The organism is Bradyrhizobium ontarionense (assembly GCF_021088345.1).
GTDB classification, from domain to species: Bacteria; Pseudomonadota; Alphaproteobacteria; order Rhizobiales; family Xanthobacteraceae; genus Bradyrhizobium; species Bradyrhizobium ontarionense.
This window is the reverse complement of sequence record NZ_CP088156.1, coordinates 5,222,630-5,241,864: the sequence shown is the minus strand read 5'-3', so window position 1 is coordinate 5,241,864 and position 19,235 is coordinate 5,222,630. Positions and strand designations below refer to the sequence as shown.

Below are 19,235 nucleotides of genomic sequence, written 5' to 3'. Positions count from 1 at the left end.
ATCCCTTGAGGGAGGCGGTCAGCCGCCGAGCTGACCCTTGGTGGATGGCACTTCGCCCTGGTTGCGCGGATCGACCGCCAATGCGGCCCGCAGCGCCCGCGCCAGACCCTTGAAGCAGGATTCGGCGATATGATGGGCGTTCTCGCCGTAGAGCGTCTCGACATGCAGGGTGATGCCCGCGTTCATGGCGAAGGCGTTGAACCATTCGCGCACCAGCTCGGTGTCGAACTCGCCGATCTTGTCGCGCGGGAAGCTGGTGCGGAACACCAGCATCGGCCGGCCCGACACGTCGATCACGACGCGGGTCAGGGTTTCGTCCATCGGCATATGGATCGAGGCGTAACGGGTGATGCCGGCCATGTCGCCGAGCGCCTGCCGCACGGCCTGGCCGAGCGCGATGCCGACATCCTCGGTGGTGTGGTGGAAATCGATATGGAGATCGCCGACCGCCTTGACGGTCATGTCGATGCGGGAATGCCGGGCGAGCAGATCCAGCATGTGATCGAAGAAGCCGATACCGGTCGCGATGTTCACCGCGCCGGAGCCATCGAGATTGACGGCGACCTCGATGTCGGTCTCTTTGGTCTTGCGCTTGATGGTCGCGCTACGCATGGGGTCAGCTTTCCCTTGAAAACGCGGCTCTTTTAACAGGCGGATGTCACCTTAGCTACTGCGGGATGACGGGATGAGCGCCACATCTCGGGCCATGGTGAGCGGATTTCAAGACCCGATCGGGCAGGGCAGGGGCCCGAGCCACTGGGTCCGGTGCTGGGTCCGGTAATTGTATCCCCGGGCCCAAACGCCTAAATCAGGGCATCAACCAAGGACCCCTCATGCACGCATCTCCCCATGAGCCCGCCGTCTGGCACGGCACCACGATCCTGACCGTCCGCAAAGGGGGCAGGGTGGTCGTGGGCGGCGACGGCCAGGTCTCGATCGGCCAGACCGTGATCAAGTCCAACGCCAAGAAGGTCCGCAAGCTCGGCAAGGGCGATGTCATCGGCGGCTTCGCCGGCGCCACGGCCGACGCCTTCACATTGTTCGAGCGGCTGGAGAGCAAGCTCGAGCAATATCCGGGGCAGCTGACCCGCGCCGCCGTCGAGCTCGCCAAGGACTGGCGCACCGACCGCTATCTGCGGCGGCTGGAAGCCATGATGATCGTCGCGGACAAGGACGTCTCGCTGGTCCTGACCGGCACCGGCGACGTGCTGGAACCGGAATCCGGCGTGATGGCGATCGGCTCGGGCGGAAATTATGCGCTCGCCGCCGCGCGCGCCCTGGTCGACACCGACAAGGACGCCGAGAGCATCGTGCGCCGCTCGCTCGACATCGCAGCCGACATCTGCGTCTACACCAATCGTAACATCACGATCGAAGCGCTCTCGGCCGAGTGAACGATGAGCGCGGACGAGATCAGCGCTCGGGCTCGGCGCTCGTCCGGACCATGGCTCATCCTGGTGCCCGGGCTGCTGGCGCTGCAGGCCGCGATCCTGTTTGCGATGGGTCGGCTGCCGATCTGCGCGTGCGGCACGGTCAAGCTGTGGCATGGCGTCGTGCAGAGCTCGGAGAACTCCCAGCATCTCACCGACTGGTACACGTTCTCCCACATCATTCACGGCTTCCTCTTCTATGCGCTGACCGCGCTGGTCGTGCCGCGCCTGCCGTGGCAGGGGCGGCTGATCCTCGCGATGCTGATCGAGGGCGCCTGGGAGCTGGTCGAGAATTCGAGCTTCATCATCGAGCGCTATCGTGCCGCCACGATCTCGCTCGATTATTTCGGCGACAGCATCGTGAACTCCCTCGGCGATACGCTGGCGATGATGACCGGTTTCCTGCTGGCGCGGGTGCTGCCGGTCTGGCTCACGGTGCTGGTTGCGGTCGCCTTCGAGATCGGGGTCGGGTTGCACATTCGCGACAACCTGACACTGAACGTGCTGATGCTGCTTTACCCCTCCGAGGCGGTCCGGCAGTGGCAGGCGGGTCCACCCATCCTGTGACGGCGGAAATCCGGCTTGCCCTCGTCCCCGTCCGACCCTAGCTAGAGCCCTATGACCGACTTTTCCCCCCGCGAAATCGTCTCCGAACTCGACCGCTACATCGTCGGCCAGGCTGACGCCAAGCGGGCCGTCTCCATCGCGCTGCGCAACCGCTGGCGCCGGCTGCAGCTCGACAGCGGCCTGCGCGAGGAGGTCCTGCCGAAGAACATCCTGATGATCGGCCCAACCGGCGTCGGCAAGACCGAGATCGCGCGGAGGCTGGCCAAGCTCGCCGGCGCGCCGTTCCTGAAGGTCGAGGCGACCAAGTTCACCGAGGTCGGCTATGTTGGCCGCGACGTCGAGCAGATCGTCCGCGATCTCGTCGAGGTCGCGATCGTCCAGGAGCGGGAGCGCAAGCGCAAGGATGTCGCGGCCCGCGCCCAGCTTGCCGCCGAGGAGCGCGTGCTCGATGCGCTGGCCGGCGCCAATGCCAGCGCCGCGACCCGCGACTCGTTCCGTCGCAAGCTGCGGGCCGGCGAACTCAACGACAAGGAAATCGAGATCGAAACGCAATCGTCGAGCAGCGGCTTTCCGATGTTCGAGATCCCAGGCATGCCGGGCGCACAGATGGGCGCGATCTCGATCGGCGACATCTTCGGCAAGATGGGCGGACGCTCCAAGACGCGCCGGCTGACGGTGGAAAGCAGCCACGATATCCTGATCAACGAGGAATCCGACAAGCTGCTCGACAATGACCAGCTGATCCAGGAAGCGATCAGCATCGTCGAGAACAACGGCATCGTGTTCCTCGACGAGATCGACAAGATCTGCGTGCGCGAGAACCGGCCCGGCGGCGACGTCTCGCGCGAAGGCGTGCAGCGCGACCTGCTGCCGTTGATCGAAGGCACGACGGTCTCGACCAAGCATGGCGCAGTCAAGACCGACCACATCCTGTTTATCGCCTCCGGCGCCTTCCACATCGCCAAGCCCTCCGACCTGCTGCCGGAACTGCAGGGCCGGCTGCCGATCCGGGTCGAGCTGCAGGCGCTGACGCGCGACGACATGCGGCGCATCCTCACCGAACCCGAGGCGTCGCTGATCAAGCAATATGTCGCGCTGATGAAGACCGAGGGCGTGTCGCTGGACATCACCGACGACGCGATCGATGCGCTGGCCGACATCGCGGTCGCGGTCAACTCCACGGTCGAAAACATCGGCGCACGCCGGCTGCAGACCGTGATGGAGCGCGTGCTCGACGATATCTCCTTCACGGCCTCTGATCGGAACGGTGAGACAATTCAGGTCAACGCTGCTTATGTGCAGCAGCACATCGGCGATCTCGCCAAGAACGCCGATCTCAGCCGGTTCATTTTGTGATCAGTCGTTACGACAGGCTTTGAGACGCGGATGCGCACATCGCCATGGGATGTGGTCGACGGTGTAGCGCCGGGCGCAGTGCGCTCCCTCTCCCCGTTCTTATGGGGAGAGGGTTGGGGTGAGGGGCAGACGCCCGATCGGTGTGAACGGTTAGACCTGTACCCCCTCACCCGGATTGCATCTGTCGATGCAATCCGACCTCCCAGCGCGAGCGAAGCTCGTCGCGCCCCCGCAAGCGGGGAGAAGTTAGAGTGAGTGCGTTGCCGCAGCTTCGCTCCTCATCATCATTCGCGAGAAAAGAGGGAGCGCGTTTCTCGCTATCACACTGGCGCCTGATGCTGGCGGTCAACGCCGCCGTGATGCTCGGCGTCGTCCTGCACAAGATCACGCTGCCGCCCTACATCCCCTACATCCATCTGCTGGTCGACTATCACTACGGCTTCACCAAGCGCGCGTTGATCGGCGCCGTGGTCGGGCTGTTCACGGCGAAGGTGCCGATCTGGCTGGTGTTCGCGCTGGCCGGCAGCGTCTGGCTGATCACGCTCGCGCTGTTCGTGCGTCTGTTCCACCGGACCTTCGGCTTCGACCGCGCACAGCTGCCGCTGTTCGTGTTCACCGCGGGCTCGCCGTTCGTCTTCAAGAACTTCCTGTTTGCGCTCGGCCATTTCGACATCTATGGCTGTCTCGCCGCGATCATCCTGCTGCTGGTGCCCGCCGGCTCGCTCGCTTACGTGCTGCTCGCAGCGCTCTTGTCCGCCGCCCTGATACTGATCCATCACATCCACCTCTTGATGTATGTGCCGACGATCGCCGCGATCGTCGTGCTGCGCTACTACACTGCGCGCAACGTCACGCGCCTCGACCTGGCTGCAGGGGGAGGCGCGCTGCTCGGTCTCGGCGCGCTGTTCCTGGCCGCGCAGTTTCTCGGCACCATGCCTGTCCCCGAGGCCGACTTCGTACGGTACCTGCAGACGCGCATGGTCGATCCCCAGCGCACCGATCTCCTGCAGTTCGCCTATGTCTGGTACCAGCCGCTGTCGAAGGAGGTGCAGGACACCTGGGCACGCATGCCGTCGAACCTGCTCGGCGTGCCCGTCTACGCGCTCCTGATCTGGCTGCATGCGCCGCTCTGGCGCCATCTCAGGGACCTCATCAGTGCGCTGGCCGAGCAGCGTCATCGCAACATCGTCGTCGCCACGCTGATCATGATCAGCCTCGCCTACCTCGTGATGTTCGCGATGGTGTTCGACTATTCGCGCTGGATCTCGAGCTGGGTGGTCTGCATGATCATGCTGCTTCACGCGGTGAAGATGCTGCCGGCAGCGAAGGCCGTCGCTCCGATCGATGCCGACGATCGCAAGACGACGATCCTGGCCTGGATCATCACGGCCGTGCCGCGCGTCGGCATCATCCGGCCGTTCTAACTAACATCTGCTACGAGCGCGCGCGCCTGATCCGGACATAGAGCGCGCCGGCGCCGCCATGGCCGACATGGGCTTCCTCGAAGCCGACGACGAGCGGGCGGAATTCCGGCAGGCTCAGCCAATGCGGCACTTGGCGCCGCAACACGCCGCGTTCGGGATCCCCACCCATCGCGCCCTTGCCGGTGATGACGAGCACGAAGGTGAGACCGTCGTGCTGCGCCCGATGCAGAAAATGATGCAGCGCCTGGTGCGCCCGGCTTTGGGTCATGCCGTGCAGGTCGAGCCGCGCCTCGATGTCACTGCGGCCGCGCGACAGACGCGCGCGTTCACGGCGCCCCAGCGGAACCAGAGGCGGCGCTGCCGGCCTTGCCGGTTTGGGGACGGCAACCGGCACGACCGGCCGCGGCGTCATGCCCTGCTTCTCCGGCTGCGGTTCGGCGGTCGCCATCGGCGGATGCGGCCGCACCGGACGCGGCTTCTTGCGCAACGGCTTGACCTGTCGCGCGACCGTCTCCCACAGCGTGCGCTCGTCCTCGGAGAGGCCGCGCTTGCGACGGCCGCGCGGCGGCTCGGGATCATGCGACATGGAAACGGCGATTCATCGGCGGTGGCGGTGACGTCTGCCATAACGCAATCGGCGGATATTGCGATCACTTTCGATTCGTGGCCTGGCCTCGGGCAGCGGGACCGTCTGCGCCGCAACCACGTTCTGCGCGACGGTCGTGGCGGCGCTCGCGGGAGCTTTCTCATCCTTGGCTGAGGACGCGGCCGCGGTCTTGGCCTGGTCCTGCTGCGTCGACTGGTCCTTCGCTTGTTCCTTGACGGCGTCCTTTACGGGATCCTTGGGCGGCACCTGCGGAAACAGCTTGGCGATCTTCTCCGACGGCCGCGCATCGGGCAGCGGCATCTTGCGGCCGCGCGCGACCGGATCGAGGCTCTTCGGCACCAGCATGACGAACTGGATGTTGTGCTTGAGCCGGCCTGAGACTTTGCCGGCCTCCTGACCGGCCCCGAAGTAGAGATCGGCGCGCGCGGGTCCGACGATCGCCGAACCCGTGTCCTGTGCAATCATCAGCCGGTGGAAGGCGGATTTCGACTTCTCGGACTCGATCGGCAGCTCGCCGGTGATGAAGAACGGCGTGCCATAGACGTGCAGCGACTTGTCGACTGCAATCGAACGGCCCGGCGTCAGCGGAATGCCCTGCGCGCCGACGGCCTCGTCCTTATCCGACAGCTGCACCTCGCGGAAGAAGATGTAGGAGCGGTTCATCCGGCGCAGCTCGTTGGCTCCTTCGGGATTTTGCTCCATCCAGTCGCGGATGCGCTGCATCGACATCTGTTCGCGCGGGATGATGCCGCGCTCGATCAGGATGCGGCCGACCGGCGTGTAGGGGAGACCATTATACGCATCGTAGTTGATGCGCACGGTCGAGCCGTCATCGAGGCTGATGCGCGCCGAACCCTGGATCTGCGCGAACAGCAGATCGGTCTGGTTCCTGAGCCACGCGATCTCCAGGCCGCGTCCTTCGATCGCACCGTCCTCGATCTCCGCGCGATCATAGTAGGGCACGAGCTTGCGCCGGCCGATCTTGCGATAGACGGCGCCCTTGTTCGGCAGATTGGCCGCGTCCTGCTTGAAGCCGCGCACGAACAGGTTGGAGGGCCGGCGATAGACCGGAACGTTGTAGACCTCGTTCTGGGTCCGCGAGCCCTCGATGACGGGTTCGTAATAGCCGGTCACAAAGCCATCGGCGTCGCCGAGCTTGGAGATCTTCAGCGGCTCGAAATGCCGTTCGAAGAACGCCTTGGCTGCAGCGTTGTCGGCGAGATCGGACGCCCGCGCATCGCGGCAGGGATCGCGCAGGGAGTCGCCGAGGGCCTTGTCCTCGGCCGCGCCGTCGGGCTTGGCCGCGATCGGCTTGCAGCTGGCGCGGAACGTTCTGTAGGCGGCGAGCTGGTCGTCGTCGTTCCAGCCGGGCACGTCGTTCCATGCCAGCGGCAGATACTGACTGTTGGTGATTTCGAGCGGCCAGTCGAGCTGGGGGTAGGGCAGGTGACGCACCGGCGCGACTGACCGGGAGCGCGAACGTACGGCCTCGGCTGCGTAGGGCGCGAGCGCCACGGCAGCGACGCTCAAGGCGAGCGCCGGCGTCCAGTATTTGAGGCGGCCGGCGGTAAAACCCCGCTTCCAAATTTCGCGAACCATGCCTGCACCATCAAAGTATCACTCAACGCGAAGCTCGGAAAAAACAGGATCTAAAAAAAGCCCGGCATTCAAAAGCCGAGAATCCGCCTCGTGCTCCTCCTCTTGCAAAACGCCTGCTAACGGGTCACCTCGATGTGACCCCGGCAGCGGCGGTCTATTCCGCGTCAATGACTGCCGGTGCCGACCAGCTTCCAGTTGGGATCGCGCGAGCCGATATCGCGGGCGAAGGTCCAGATGTCGGTGATATCGGCGACCTTGTCCGGGTTGCCGTCGACGATCGCCCCAAGCTTGTCGCGGGTCACCGAGATCATCTGCGACACGAAGCGAACCGTCAGCTGGGCCGTCCGGTCACGCAGGTCGGCCCCGACCAGCTCGGCCGTGTCGATCGAAACGAACCGCGTTTCCGTCGTCTGCTCGTGCTTCTCGCGATCCTTGATGACGGACTCGAAGCTGTCATAGACCTCGGACGACAGCAGGTCGCGGAGCGCCCGGCGGTCACCATTGGCAAAGGCCAGCACGATCATCTCATAGGCGCTGCGCGCGCCGGACAGGAAATGGCGCGGATCGAACGCGGCATCCTGCGCGACGATCGCATCGAGACCACCGGCGAGCGGGGTCCCCAGCTCGGTCAAGCCGCGCCAGCGATCGGCCGACCCGATGATCTCCGTACCCGGCACTGGCACCGCCGGATCCAGGGGTTTGCCGGGAACCGGGATGACATGGTTGTCGGGCGCCCCCTGGAGCGCATTGCGGGCGGCGCGGTCAAAAGGTGTCCGTTCGCTGCCGGTGCGCTGCCCGAGTACGGCGCGCAGGCGGAAGAAGATGAAGACCGCCAATGCCAGGAAGATGATGGTATAAATATCCACGTCGTGTCGCTTTCTGACTTGTCGAAACGCCAGCGGGTTCCAGCCATCGGAGACCCGTCTTACAGGAGCCGGGGTAAGGACCCGTGAATCGCTGGGGTCTAACCGGATGTAGTCATCGAATTGGGCCCGGCCAATGGCACATTGTGGCAGGGCGATCCTAACGCGTTTCCCCCTCGAGGGGAAATCCGATCGGGTAGGCGAACCCGCCTGGCGGCCTTGTTGGCGACAAATGCGACAAATGGCGGCAGACGAGACCCGGCAAGCCCGGGACGGCCGCCCGTGCAGCACGCCGGACGGCTCGTCCTTGTGGAACAAGCCGGCCCTATGGTAGCCACGCGCCGCAAATACCCGCCCCTTGTGCCAGGAGAACACTTCGATGACCAACGGTAACGGCGCCAATCCCGAGGCGGCCCCTCCTCCTCAACTGAATGTGCTGGCGCAATACACCAAGGACCTCTCGTTCGAGAATCCCAACGCGCCGCAATCCCTGGCGCCCCAGGGCCAGGCACCGCAGATCAACATTCAGATCAATGTCGGCGCCAACAACATCTCCGAGAGCGAATATGAAGTAACCCTTACCATCGAGGGCAAGGCCGAAAGCGGCAGCCAGGTGATGTTCAGCTTCGAGCTGGTCTATGGCGGCGTGTTCCGGCTGGTGAATATCCCGCGCGAGAACCTCTCGCCGATGCTCCTGATCGAGTGTCCGCGCCTGCTGTTCCCGTTCGCACGCGAGATCGTCGCCAACTCGGTGCGCGACGGCGGCTTCCCGCCGCTGATGCTTGATCCGGTCGATTTCGTCGGCCTGTACCGCCAGAATATGGAACGTCAGGCAGCCGCTGAGGGTACCCAGATCCGGTCGAGCTGATCTGTTAGGATCGTATTGTTGATTGATTGACGGGCGTGGTCCGCTACCGCGAGGCGGATCACGTTCCCGCGAGAAAATCCATCCAGATGGGCTTGTCGCCCAAGGTGGCGATGAAGGCGCGGTGTGCCTCGCGCTCGGCGTCGCTGACCCGTGGCGGCAACGGCATATCGCGCTGCCGGCGCGGCGCTTCGCCCGCCGCACCGATGCGGATCTCCTGGGTTTCCTGGGTCAGGATCAGCTGCGACTGCCGCGCACCGACCAGATCGACATAGACTTCGGCCAATAGCTCGGCGTCGAGCAAGGCGCCATGCTTGGTGCGCCGGGAGTTGTCGATCGCATAGCGCGAGCACAGATCGTCAAGCCGGTTTGATACACCGGGATGCTTGCGCCGGGCCAGCAGCAGCGTGTCGACCAAACGGTCGCGCGGGATCGCCACACGCTTGACCCGGTCGAGCTCGGCATTGATGAAGCCGATATCGAACGACGCGTTGTGGATCACCAGCGGTGCATCGCCGATGAACTGCAGGAAATCCTCGACGACCTCGTAGAAAAGCGGCTTGTCCGCCAAGAACTCGCTCGATAGGCCATGAACCGCGAAGGCTTCGGCCGGCATGTCGCGTTCAGGATTGATGTAGCGATGGAAGACCTGGCCGGTCGGCATGCGGTTGATGATCTCGACACAGCCGATCTCGACCAGACGATCGCCGCGCAAGGCATCGAGGCCGGTGGTTTCAGTATCGAGAACGATCTCACGCATCTCACTTGATCCGTTGCAATCCTGGCCTGCCGCAATGGGCGGCGCGAATCAGCCCCGCCGCCGCGGCATCTTAACAACCTCGGCGAGGATGTCGCGGATACGCGCCCGTACCGGGTCGAGCCCATCGGACGTATCCACGACGAAATCCGCCCGCCGGCGCTTTTCGGCGTCCGGCATCTGCCTGGCCAGCAGCGCGTCGAGTGCTTCTTCCGTCATCAGACCCCGCGCCAGGATCCGCTGACGCTGGATCTCGGGCGATGTCGTGACCACGACGACCGCATCGACGCGCTTGTCGCCTCCGGTCTCGAACAGCAGCGGGACATCGACAACGGCGACCGGCACGCCGGACTTCTCCGCATCGTCGAGAAACGTCTGATGATACGACCGCAGCATCGGATGTACGATCGCTTCGAGATGGCGGATGGCCGCCGGGTCTCCGACGACCTTGGCCGACAGCTTCGCGCGGTCGACCTTGCCGCTCACGATTGTTCCGGGAAAGGCGGCTTCAATCGCCGGCACTGCCTCACCCTCATAGACCTTATGGACCGTGGCATCGGCGTCATAGACCGGTACGCCAGCTTCGGCGAATAATTTCGCCGTCGTCGACTTGCCCATTCCCATCGAGCCAGTCAGGCCCAACACTCTCATTGCCGTCTACTCCCGTGCGCGGCCGTCACGATCTGGACTTTAGATCCTAAGCAGCTGCGCTTCCCGGAAATATGCGAGCAGCGGCAGCAACGGCAGGCCCAGAATGGTGAAGTGATCGCCATCGATGCGATCGAACAGATGCACCCCCAGCCCTTCGAGCTGATAAGCGCCGACGCTGGAGGTGACGACCTCGCCAGCCACATCGAGATAGGCTGCGACATCACTTTCGGTCAGACCACGCATCGTCATCCAGGCAACTGCGACGTGAGAGAACGCAACCTCGCCGTTGCGGACGACGGCCACTGCCGAATGCAGCGCATGGGTGCGCCCAGCCAATGCGAGCAGCTGCTGCATGGCCTGCTGACGGCCGGCGGCCTTGTTGAACATGCGCTCGCCGAGCGCAAGTGTCTGATCCGCCCCGACGACATATGAACCGGGCTTGATCGCCGAAACTGCCTGCGCCTTCGCAGTCGCCAGATGCAGCGCAATCTCGTACGGCGCGACCAGACCCGCCTCGTTCTGAATCGCACGTTCATTGATGGCGGCAGGCACGGCCTCGCACGGCAACCCGGCATTCGCGAGCAGCATGCGCCGCGCACCACTTTGCGACGCCAATATGAGAGGCTCGTCACCGCGCCAGATGGACATTGATCCGCTCAAGACTCCGGCAGACGTTGCCGCTGCCGGTCGGTATAGAGTTTGATGATGGCCGCTGCCGTTTCCTCAATGGAGCGGCGTGTCACGTCGAGCATGACCCAGTTGAACTTCGCACTGAGCTTGCGGGCATAGGCAACCTCGTCAGCCACCGACTGCTTGTCGACATAGTTCTCGTTGCCGGACTCCGCGCCCATGCTGAGCAGCCGGTTCTGCCTGACCTGGATCAGACGCTCCGGTGTGGCGTGCAGGCTGACGACGAGCGGCTTCTTCAGGGTCTCGAGCTGATGCGGGATCGGAATGCCCGGGACGAGCGGCACGTTGGCTGTCCGCACGCCACGATTGGCGAGATAGATCGACGTCGGTGTCTTCGATGTCCGGCTCACGCCGACCAGCACGACGTCAGCCTCTTCGAGGCCGTCGACCAATTGCCCGTCGTCGTGCAGCATCGTGTAGTTCAACGCGTCGATGCGCGCGAAATATTCGGCGTTAAGCACGTGCTGCGCGCCGACGCGACCGGCAGTCGACGCGCCCAGATAGGCCTCGAACAGCTGCATCACCGGGCCGATGATCGACAGGCTCGGGATGTTGATCTGCTGGCACTTGCCTTCGAGCCGGCTGACCAGATCCTTCTCGAGCAGCGTGAACAGCACGATGCCCGGCGCTTCCTCGATCTCGTCGAGTACCCGATCGAGCTGCTTCTGGCTGCGCACCAGCGGATACACGTGCTCCACGGGTGTCACGTTGGTGTACTGCGCGGCCACGGCTCGCGCGACCGTGATCAGGGTTTCGCCCGTCGAGTCGGACACCAGATGCAGGTGAAAATAGTTTCCGGTGGTGGGCATCAAATCCTTAACAATCTGTGAATCACTGTGAAGGACGGGGCCAAAAAGCCGCCTTCGTCGGCCCCCTTTGTATAACCCCGATTGTTGTTCACATGGCCGCAAGCCGGGATAAATCGGGCAGCCGATCCGATGATATCGGGAGGAGGTTTATTTGTCTCTGGATAAGCTGTCCATCATCTACGGCAAGCATTTGACTTGTATACGACTCCGGCAAGGGAGGCTCTCGACCGAACGCTTGTTGAAGGATGTGGACAAAATGCGGGGAGGCTGCGGACAGAATTGCATGAGTCCAATCCACCGCTACTTAGACTCAAACCTTAAGATTCTAAACTTTATTTAGTTTGGTGGGGACTGAGCCAGCGGCTATGTCTCGGCTCGCAACCCGATCGTCCGCACCGAGAGGATCACGCGTTTCCGATGTACGAGTGGATCAAGGCACTGCACGTCATTGCCGTCATCGCCTGGATGGCCGGGATGCTCTATCTGCCCCGCCTGTTCGTCTATCATTGCGACGTCGAGATCGGCTCGAAGCAGTCCGAGACGTTCAAGGTCATGGAACGTCGCCTGCTCAAGGCGATCATCAATCCGGCCATGGCTGTGACTTGGCTGGCCGGGCTCTACCTGGTCTGGGCGGGCCACTGGTATGCCAGCGGCTGGTTCCATGGAAAATTCCTCCTGGTGCTGATCTTGTCCGGCGTCCACGGCATGTTTTCCCGCTGGGTGAAGGAATTCGCCGCAGACCAGAATACCCGCAGCCAGAAATTCTATCGTATTATGAATGAGGTACCGACGGGATTGATGATCGGCATCGTGATTCTCGTGATCGTCAAGCCGTTCTGATCGGTCCGATTGGTAGAGCAATGCCGCTCTGCCGCAGACGTCTTGCGGATTGCGGCGCGATTTTCTATATTAGGTTATCCCACCTCACGCAGGCGGATGTGGTTGCGTTCCGGCTTGACCGGCCGCCGCATCAGGTTTGGTGCCCAACGGCGCCAGCCTTTCACAGACCTGCGGACCTTCATCTCGTCCGCTTTCCCACACCCACCTCGCATCCCCTCCTAGACGTTCCACAGGACCATCCCAATGCGGGAAATGAAATTACAGGACCTCAAGTCTAAGACGCCCGCTGAGCTCGTCTCCTTTGCCGAGGAAAACGGGGTCGAGAACGCCAGCACAATGCGCAAGCAGGAGCTGATGTTTGCCATCCTCAAGCAGCTCGCAATCCAGGAAATCGACATCATCGGTGAAGGTGTCGTGGAAGTTCTATCGGATGGCTTCGGATTCTTACGGTCGCCGGATGCCAACTATCTGCCGGGTCCTGATGACATCTACGTCTCGCCGTCGCAGATCCGGCGCTTCGGCCTGCGCACGGGTGATACGATCGAGGGACATATTCGCAGTCCCAAGGAGGGCGAGCGCTATTTCGCGCTGCTCAAGGTCAACACGCTGAACTTCGAGGATCCCGAGAAGTCCAAGCACAAAGTCAATTTCGACAACCTCACGCCGCTGTTTCCGGACGAGCGCTTCCGGCTCGAGATCGAGGATGCGACCCGCAAGGATCTGTCGTCGCGCGTCATCGACATCGTCGCTCCGATCGGCAAGGGACAGCGCGCTTTGATCGTCGCGCCGCCGCGCACCGGCAAGACGGTGCTGATGCAGAACATCGCGCACTCGATCACGGCCAATCATCCCGAGTGCTATCTGATCGTGCTGCTGATCGACGAGCGTCCCGAGGAAGTCACGGACATGCAGCGCTCGGTGAAGGGCGAGGTCGTGTCGTCGACCTTCGACGAGCCGGCCGTTCGCCATGTGCAGGTCGCGGAGATGGTGATCGAGAAGGCCAAGCGCCTGGTCGAGCACGGTCGTGACGTCGTCATTCTGCTGGACTCGATCACCCGCCTCGGCCGCGCCTACAACACGGTCGTGCCGTCATCCGGCAAGGTGCTGACCGGCGGTGTCGACGCCAACGCGTTGCAGCGGCCGAAGCGCTTCTTCGGTGCCGCCCGCAACATCGAGGAAGGCGGCTCGCTGACCATCATCGCCACCGCGCTGGTCGACACCGGCAGCCGTATGGACGAGGTCATCTTCGAAGAGTTCAAGGGCACGGGCAATTCCGAGCTCATCCTCGACCGCAAGGTCGCCGACAAGCGGACCTTCCCGGCGATCGACATCGCCCGCTCCGGCACCCGCAAGGAGGAGCTCATCACCGAGCCGCAGAACCTCAAGAAGATGTACGTGCTCCGCCGCATCCTCAACCCGATGGGGACGATGGATGGGATCGACTTCCTGCTCGACAAGCTCCGCAGCACCAAGAGCAATGCCGAGTTCTTCGAGTCCATGAACACCTGATCGACCGCAGCAATTCTCGGTTCGGCAAAGGGCGCTCTTTGGAGCGCCCTTTTTGTTTGTCGTGCTGGGTGTTCGGGATGAGTGCGCCGCTGCTCGTGGCGGGCCATCGGACGTAAAGCATGCCGGCGCAAACCGATTGTGTTTCGTCGCTCGCGCGCCCAACTGAGGACCATGCATCCTCACGACCAGACCATCTTCGCGTTGTCCTCCGGACCTCTGCCGAGTGCGATCGCAATTGTCCGACTGTCGGGCTCACATGCGGGCACCGCGCTTCAATCGTTCGCTGGGAAAATGCCGGCGGCGCGGATGGCGACGCATGCCTTGCTGCGCGATGGCAATGGCCAGCCGATCGACGATGCGGTCGTCTTGTGGTTTCCGGGACCGGCGAGCGCCACGGGTGAGGACGTCGCTGAGCTCCACGTTCATGGCAGCCGGGCCGTGGTCGCCGCGGTGTTCTCGGACCTGTCGGCGATGCCGCAGATGCGCACCGCAGAGCCTGGTGAATTCACCCGACGGGCATTTGAGAACGGCAAGATTGATCTCACCGAGGCCGAAGGTCTCGACGATCTCATCCATGCCGATACCGACCGTCAGCGGCAGCAGGCACTGCGGCAGTTGAAAGGTCTGCTCGGCGACAAGGCGCGTCGTTGGCGCGACCAGATCATCGAGGCGTCGGCGCTGATCGAGGCGGGGATCGACTTCGCCGATGAAGGCGACGTGCCAACGGAGCTGATGGCGCCGGCGCTGTCGCGGATCGGTCAGCTGCTGGTCGAGATCGAGTCGGTCCTGTCGGCGCAGGGACGGGCCGAGCGTCTTCGGGATGGTCTGACCGTGGTGATTGCCGGACCACCGAACGCCGGGAAGTCGACCTTGATGAATCAGCTGGTCCGGCGCGAGGTCGCGATCGTCTCGCCGCATGCCGGTACGACGCGTGATATCATCGAGGTTCAGCTCGATCTCGACGGCTATCCGGTGACGGTGATCGACACTGCGGGCATTCGCGAGACTGACGACCCGGTCGAGCAGGAGGGTGTGCGCCGCGCCAGAGACCGTGCCGCGCGGGCCGATCTGGTGCTGTGGTTGTCGGACGATGACCGGGCCGGGGTCGAACGCCAAGGTGATGCTCCGGTCTGGCTGGTCCGCAACAAGATCGATCGAGGGCCTGATGGTCCAGAAGGCGTAACCCCGTCTCGAACTGAAAGTCCGGTGCTCCGGATCTCTGCCAGGACGGGGACGGGAATGGTTGAGCTACTGGAGGCTCTGGTCAGCTTTGCGCGCGACTATTTCGGCTCGATTGAGAGTGGCCTCATCACGCGAGAGCGGCAGAGGCAATTGCTTCAACAAACGGCCGAGGCGCTGCGGCGGAGTCTGGCGGCCATCGATCTCGGTGAAGAGGTCATGGCCGAGGAGCTGAGGATCGCCGCGCTCGCGTTGGGTCGGCTCCTGGGGCGGGTCGATGTCGAGGATCTGCTCGATGTGATCTTCCGACAGTTCTGCATTGGGAAGTAGGGCGCTGAGATTCGATGTCTGCCTGCCAATATACTTAATGAAGGGTTGCTTGGTTAACCGATCGTCAATTGTTTCACGTGAAACAGGGGCGCGGATACCGGCGGGATGTTTCACGTGAAACACCACGGAACCCTCTCCGGCGAATGTTTCACGTGAAACGTCTTTCGACCTTGACCCGCGAGCGCTAGATATCCGGCCATGAGCGAGCATCTCAAGTCTTACGACGTCATCGTCATCGGTGGTGGCCACGCCGGCTGTGAAGCTGCGGCGGCCTCGGCACGTCTGGGCGCCCGCACGGCGATGGTCACGCACCAGTTCGCCACCATCGGCGCGATGTCTTGCAATCCGGCGATCGGCGGGTTGGGAAAAGGACATCTGGTCCGGGAGGTCGACGCTTTGGATGGCCTCATGGGCCGTGTGGCGGATGCCGGCGGCATCCAGTTTCGGGTTCTGAACCGCCGCAAGGGCCCAGCGGTCAGAGGTCCGCGCGCCCAGGCGGATCGGAAGCTCTATGCCGCAGCCATGCAGGCGGCGATCCGGGAGACCGGAAACCTCGAGGTCATCGAGGGCGAGGCGGACGCACTGATTGTGAGCGATGGTCGTATCGCCGGGCTCAAGCTCGCTGATAGCCGGGCGTTCGGCTGTGGCGCCGTCGTGATCACAACCGGCACCTTCCTTCGGGGCCTCATCCATCTCGGTGAGAGGACATGGCCGGCGGGTCGGGTCGGTGAAGCGCCGGCGTTGGGTCTGTCCCGGTCCCTCGAAGCCATCGGCTTCCAGCTTGGCCGTCTCAAGACCGGCACGCCGCCACGGCTGGATGGGTCAACCATCGACTGGGCCGCGGTCGTGATGCAGCCCGGGGACGATCCACCAGAGCCGTTCTCGGTGCTGACCGACAGGATCACGACGCCCCAGATCCAATGCGGTATCACCCGGACTACGACCGCGACCCACGACGTCATCCGCGCCAACGTCCATCGCTCGCCGATGTACTCCGGGCAGATCAAGTCGACCGGTCCGCGCTATTGCCCGTCGGTCGAGGACAAGATCGTCCGCTTCGGCGATCGTGATGGTCACCAGATCTTTCTCGAGCCGGAGGGGCTCGACGACACGACTGTCTATCCAAACGGGATCTCGACCTCGCTGCCGGAAGAGGTTCAGCTGGCGCTGCTGCCGACCATTCCCGGTCTGGAGCGCGTCAGGATGATCCGCCCCGGCTACGCCATCGAGTACGATCATGTCGATCCGCGCGAACTTGAGCCGACCCTTCAGACCAAGAGAATGGAGGGGCTGTTCTTGGCCGGCCAGATCAACGGCACGACCGGCTATGAAGAAGCCGCAGCTCAGGGTCTGGTGGCCGGGCTCAATGCGGCGCTCTTGGCGGGAGGCCAAGAGCCGATCGTATTCGATCGTGCCGACGGCTATCTCGGTGTCATGGTCGATGATCTCGTGACGCGCGGGATCACCGAACCGTATCGAATGTTCACCTCGCGCGCCGAGTATCGTCTGACCCTGCGGGCCGACAACGCCGATCAGCGGCTGACCGACAAGGGCGTTGCCCTCGGCTGTGTCGGAGGCCTCCGCGCCGAGCGGCACCGATCCAAGATGGATGCGCTCGCGGCGGCTCGCGCACTTGCACGGTCGCTGACGATCACACCCAACGAGGCAGCCAAGCATGGCCTGACCCTCAACCGGGATGGTCAGCGCCGGTCGGCTTTCGAGCTGATGGCCTACCCCGAGATTGGCTTCTCCGAAGTGCGATCCATCTGGCCGGAGCTGGGATCGATTGAATCTTCGATAGCCGTCCATCTCGAGATCGACGCCAAGTACGACGTCTATGTTCGTCGGCAAAGCGAGGACGTCGACGCCTTCAGGCGCGATGAGGGCTTGGTGCTTGGAGAGGTCGACTACGCGCTTGTTCCAGGACTTTCGAACGAGGCCCGGGCGAAGCTGACGGCAGCCAAGCCGTGGACGATCGGGCAGGCGGGGCGGATCGACGGCATGACGCCAGCGGCGCTCGGAATCCTTGCGGCCTATCTCCGGCGTGAGGCGCGGCGCAACAAGGCAACGGGCTGAGGACGTTTCACGTGAAACGATCATCAACATCCGCGGCGTTGGCCGTGGCCGAAGTGGACAAGGCGACCGCGCTGCAGCTCACTCCCGTTTCACGTGAAACGCAGGAGCGCCTCGACCGATACGTCGCGCTGCTCCTAGAGTGGCAGGCCAAAACCAATCTCGTTGCGCCCTCGACGTTGCCCCATCTCTGGACGCGGCACATCGCCGATTCGCTCCAGCTTCTCGACCTCGCTCCCGACGCGAAGGTCTGGGTTGATCTCGGCAGCGGCGGAGGCTTCCCCGGCGTGGTTCTCGCCTGCGCGCTCGCCGAGCGGCCGGGAGCCCAGATCCACCTGGTCGAGCGGAATGCCAAGAAAGCGGCCTTCCTGCGCGAGGCCATTCGCGTCACTCGCGCGCCAAGCGTAGTGCATTTGTCTGAGATCGGGGATATCGTGGAGAAGTGGGGCGGGCGAGTCGATTGCGTGACTGCGCGCGCGCTGGCTCCGCTACATCAACTCATCGGCTTTGCGGAGCCCTTGGTGAAGAAAGGCGCAAAAGCGCTGTTTCTCAAGGGTCAAGATGTAGAAGCGGAATTGACCGAATCTACTAAGTATTGGAAAATTGAGCCGAAACTTTATCCCAGCCGGACGGGCGGACAAGGCTGGATCGTCGCAATCGATTGCATCGAGCGGCGCAGCTGACCTCCGCTGAACAACCAATCCAATGGCGATCGCGCATGAGCGTAATTGATCAAATTTATCAAGAGGATAGAGCTCCCCATCCGGAGGGCCATCCGCGGATCCTGGCGCTCGCCAACCAAAAGGGCGGGGTCGGCAAGACGACCACGGCCATCAATCTCGGGACGGCACTGGCGGCGATCGGCGAGCGCGTGCTGATCGTGGACCTCGACCCGCAGGGCAACGCCTCGACCGGCCTGGGCATCGATCGTCACAACCGCAACTGCTCGACCTATGACGTGCTGATCGGCGAGGCCGCGATGCGCGATGCGGTGGTCCCGACCGCGGTGCCGCGGCTGCATATCGCCTGCTCGACCATGGACCTGTCGGGCCTCGAGCTCGAGCTCGGCTCCAGCGCGAACCGTGCCTTCCGTCTGCGTGATGCGATCGCCGGGCTGAACAACAACGTCTCGCCGGAGGCGGACTACACCTATGTGCTGGTCGACTGTCCGCCGTCGCTGAACCTGCTGACGGTCAACGCCATGGCGGCGTCGGACGCGATCCTGGTGCCGCTGCAGTGTGAGTTCTTCGCGCTCGAAGGTCTGTCGCAGCTTTTGCAGACGGTGGAGCAGGTGCGCTCGACCTTGAACCCGAACCTGTCGATCCACGGCATCGTGCTGACCATGTTCGACTCGCGCAACAACCTGTCGAACCAGGTCGTCGCCGACGTCCGCCAGTTCATGGGAGCGAAGGTCTACAACACGATGATCCCGCGCAACGTGCGCATCTCGGAAGCGCCGTCCTACGGCAAGCCGGTTCTGGTCTACGACCTCAAATGCGTCGGCAGCGAAGCCTATCTGAAGCTCGCGACCGAGGTCATCCAGCGCGAGCGTGATCTGCGCGCGAACTGATCTGCATTCGTCCGGGCGAACCGAGTTTGTCCGGATCTCATCCAGAGATGACGGCGTGTTCCGCATCGACCATCGTGGCCTCGCATGGCGCGACACCATGATGTGGGATTGCTGAC

The 19,235-nt window shown here is 63.4% G+C and carries 19 protein-coding genes; 11 read left to right on the top strand and 8 right to left on the bottom strand.

The genetic code is table 11. The features are described 5' to 3' along the window. Positions 1-18: 18 nt before the first annotated feature. Positions 19-612: an imidazoleglycerol-phosphate dehydratase HisB gene (gene hisB / locus LQG66_RS23205; RefSeq protein WP_231317987.1), complete on the bottom strand. Its 594-nt coding sequence runs from the start codon at positions 610-612 to the stop codon at positions 19-21. Positions 613-833: 221 nt separating this feature from the next. On the opposite strand from hisB, the gene hslV reads away from it, so the two are divergent. The 4 genes from hslV (at position 834) to LQG66_RS23185 (ending at position 4,777) form a co-directional block, all read left to right on the top strand. Next, positions 834-1,394, top strand: coding sequence for an ATP-dependent protease subunit HslV (hslV, locus tag LQG66_RS23200; RefSeq protein ID WP_231317986.1), 561 nt, complete (start codon positions 834-836; stop codon positions 1,392-1,394). A gap of 3 nt (positions 1,395-1,397) precedes the next feature. Then, entirely contained in the window at positions 1,398-1,997 is a 600-nt protein-coding gene (locus LQG66_RS23195) for a DUF2585 domain-containing protein (RefSeq protein WP_231317985.1), read from the top strand. Positions 1,998-2,048: 51 nt separating this feature from the next. Continuing rightward, positions 2,049-3,353, top strand: coding sequence for an ATP-dependent protease ATPase subunit HslU (gene hslU / locus LQG66_RS23190; protein ID WP_231317984.1), 1,305 nt, complete (start codon positions 2,049-2,051; stop codon positions 3,351-3,353). Between the two features lie 335 nt (positions 3,354-3,688). Then, positions 3,689-4,777 (top strand): hypothetical protein, encoded by a 1,089-nt coding sequence (locus LQG66_RS23185; protein WP_231327904.1) that lies wholly within the window; start codon positions 3,689-3,691, stop codon positions 4,775-4,777. A 10-nt stretch (positions 4,778-4,787) separates the two neighbouring features. Here LQG66_RS23185 and LQG66_RS23180 read toward each other — a convergent pair whose 3' ends face one another. From LQG66_RS23180 to LQG66_RS23170, 3 genes are all read right to left on the bottom strand, one after another. Next, on the bottom strand, positions 4,788-5,363 hold the full coding sequence (locus LQG66_RS23180) for a Smr/MutS family protein (RefSeq protein ID WP_231317983.1): 576 nt from the start codon (positions 5,361-5,363) through the stop codon (positions 4,788-4,790). Positions 5,364-5,375: 12 nt separating this feature from the next. Next, entirely contained in the window at positions 5,376-6,983 is a 1,608-nt protein-coding gene (gene mltA / locus LQG66_RS23175; protein WP_231317982.1) for a murein transglycosylase A, read from the bottom strand. Positions 6,984-7,147: 164 nt separating this feature from the next. Beyond that, a complete protein-coding gene (locus LQG66_RS23170; protein WP_231327903.1) occupies positions 7,148-7,849 on the bottom strand; it encodes a Tim44/TimA family putative adaptor protein in 702 nt (233 codons plus the stop codon). A 376-nt stretch (positions 7,850-8,225) separates the two neighbouring features. Here LQG66_RS23170 and secB point away from each other — a divergent pair, with 376 nt between their 5' ends. Then, on the top strand, positions 8,226-8,714 hold the full coding sequence (gene secB / locus LQG66_RS23165) for a protein-export chaperone SecB (RefSeq protein WP_231317981.1): 489 nt from the start codon (positions 8,226-8,228) through the stop codon (positions 8,712-8,714). A gap of 58 nt (positions 8,715-8,772) precedes the next feature. Here secB and dnaQ read toward each other — a convergent pair whose 3' ends face one another. From dnaQ to LQG66_RS23145, 4 genes are read right to left on the bottom strand one after another with little or no spacing between them, the layout of a single operon-like run. Beyond that, positions 8,773-9,471: a DNA polymerase III subunit epsilon gene (dnaQ, locus tag LQG66_RS23160; protein ID WP_231317980.1), complete on the bottom strand. Its 699-nt coding sequence runs from the start codon at positions 9,469-9,471 to the stop codon at positions 8,773-8,775. Between the two features lie 48 nt (positions 9,472-9,519). Next, positions 9,520-10,119 carry a dephospho-CoA kinase gene (gene coaE / locus LQG66_RS23155; RefSeq protein WP_231317979.1) on the bottom strand — a complete coding sequence of 200 codons (600 nt, stop codon included), beginning with the start codon at positions 10,117-10,119 and terminating at the stop codon, positions 9,520-9,522. A 39-nt stretch (positions 10,120-10,158) separates the two neighbouring features. Further along, on the bottom strand, positions 10,159-10,767 hold the full coding sequence (locus LQG66_RS23150) for a Maf family protein (protein WP_231317978.1): 609 nt from the start codon (positions 10,765-10,767) through the stop codon (positions 10,159-10,161). Positions 10,768-10,775: 8 nt separating this feature from the next. Further along, positions 10,776-11,618, bottom strand: coding sequence for a pyruvate, water dikinase regulatory protein (locus LQG66_RS23145; RefSeq protein ID WP_231317977.1), 843 nt, complete (start codon positions 11,616-11,618; stop codon positions 10,776-10,778). Between the two features lie 417 nt (positions 11,619-12,035). Between LQG66_RS23145 and hemJ the strand changes: the two genes are divergently transcribed. From hemJ to LQG66_RS23115, 6 genes are all read left to right on the top strand, one after another. After that, positions 12,036-12,458 carry a protoporphyrinogen oxidase HemJ gene (gene hemJ, locus LQG66_RS23140; RefSeq protein ID WP_231317976.1) on the top strand — a complete coding sequence of 141 codons (423 nt, stop codon included), beginning with the start codon at positions 12,036-12,038 and terminating at the stop codon, positions 12,456-12,458. Between the two features lie 243 nt (positions 12,459-12,701). Beyond that, entirely contained in the window at positions 12,702-13,967 is a 1,266-nt protein-coding gene (gene rho, locus LQG66_RS23135; protein ID WP_231317975.1) for a transcription termination factor Rho, read from the top strand. 171 nt (positions 13,968-14,138) lie between these two features. Beyond that, entirely contained in the window at positions 14,139-15,476 is a 1,338-nt protein-coding gene (gene mnmE, locus LQG66_RS23130) for a tRNA uridine-5-carboxymethylaminomethyl(34) synthesis GTPase MnmE (RefSeq protein ID WP_231317974.1), read from the top strand. A 198-nt stretch (positions 15,477-15,674) separates the two neighbouring features. Beyond that, entirely contained in the window at positions 15,675-17,552 is a 1,878-nt protein-coding gene (gene mnmG / locus LQG66_RS23125; RefSeq protein WP_231317973.1) for a tRNA uridine-5-carboxymethylaminomethyl(34) synthesis enzyme MnmG, read from the top strand. Positions 17,553-17,563: 11 nt separating this feature from the next. Then, positions 17,564-18,232, top strand: a complete 669-nt coding sequence (gene rsmG / locus LQG66_RS23120) for a 16S rRNA (guanine(527)-N(7))-methyltransferase RsmG (RefSeq protein ID WP_231317972.1) — start codon at positions 17,564-17,566, stop codon at positions 18,230-18,232. 35 nt (positions 18,233-18,267) lie between these two features. Further along, positions 18,268-19,119 (top strand): ParA family protein, encoded by an 852-nt coding sequence (locus tag LQG66_RS23115; protein ID WP_231317971.1) that lies wholly within the window; start codon positions 18,268-18,270, stop codon positions 19,117-19,119. Positions 19,120-19,235: the final 116 nt, after the last annotated feature.

Coding starts and splice junctions, on each gene's coding strand:
- LQG66_RS23185 (WP_231327904.1), top strand. CDS start 3,689: ATGCTGGCGGTCAACGCCGCCGTGATGCTCGGCGTCGTCCTGCACAAG.
- secB (WP_231317981.1), top strand. CDS start 8,226: ATGACCAACGGTAACGGCGCCAATCCCGAGGCGGCCCCTCCTCCTCAA.
- coaE (WP_231317979.1), bottom strand. CDS start 10,119: ATGAGAGTGTTGGGCCTGACTGGCTCGATGGGAATGGGCAAGTCGACG.
- LQG66_RS23195 (WP_231317985.1), top strand. CDS start 1,398: ATGAGCGCGGACGAGATCAGCGCTCGGGCTCGGCGCTCGTCCGGACCA.
- LQG66_RS23180 (WP_231317983.1), bottom strand. CDS start 5,363: ATGTCGCATGATCCCGAGCCGCCGCGCGGCCGTCGCAAGCGCGGCCTC.
- rho (WP_231317975.1), top strand. CDS start 12,702: ATGCGGGAAATGAAATTACAGGACCTCAAGTCTAAGACGCCCGCTGAG.
- mnmE (WP_231317974.1), top strand. CDS start 14,139: ATGCATCCTCACGACCAGACCATCTTCGCGTTGTCCTCCGGACCTCTG.
- mltA (WP_231317982.1), bottom strand. CDS start 6,983: ATGGTTCGCGAAATTTGGAAGCGGGGTTTTACCGCCGGCCGCCTCAAA.
- hemJ (WP_231317976.1), top strand. CDS start 12,036: ATGTACGAGTGGATCAAGGCACTGCACGTCATTGCCGTCATCGCCTGG.
- LQG66_RS23115 (WP_231317971.1), top strand. CDS start 18,268: ATGAGCGTAATTGATCAAATTTATCAAGAGGATAGAGCTCCCCATCCG.
- mnmG (WP_231317973.1), top strand. CDS start 15,675: ATGAGCGAGCATCTCAAGTCTTACGACGTCATCGTCATCGGTGGTGGC.
- hslU (WP_231317984.1), top strand. CDS start 2,049: ATGACCGACTTTTCCCCCCGCGAAATCGTCTCCGAACTCGACCGCTAC.
- hisB (WP_231317987.1), bottom strand. CDS start 612: ATGCGTAGCGCGACCATCAAGCGCAAGACCAAAGAGACCGACATCGAG.
- LQG66_RS23150 (WP_231317978.1), bottom strand. CDS start 10,767: ATGTCCATCTGGCGCGGTGACGAGCCTCTCATATTGGCGTCGCAAAGT.
- hslV (WP_231317986.1), top strand. CDS start 834: ATGCACGCATCTCCCCATGAGCCCGCCGTCTGGCACGGCACCACGATC.
- dnaQ (WP_231317980.1), bottom strand. CDS start 9,471: ATGCGTGAGATCGTTCTCGATACTGAAACCACCGGCCTCGATGCCTTG.
- LQG66_RS23145 (WP_231317977.1), bottom strand. CDS start 11,618: ATGCCCACCACCGGAAACTATTTTCACCTGCATCTGGTGTCCGACTCG.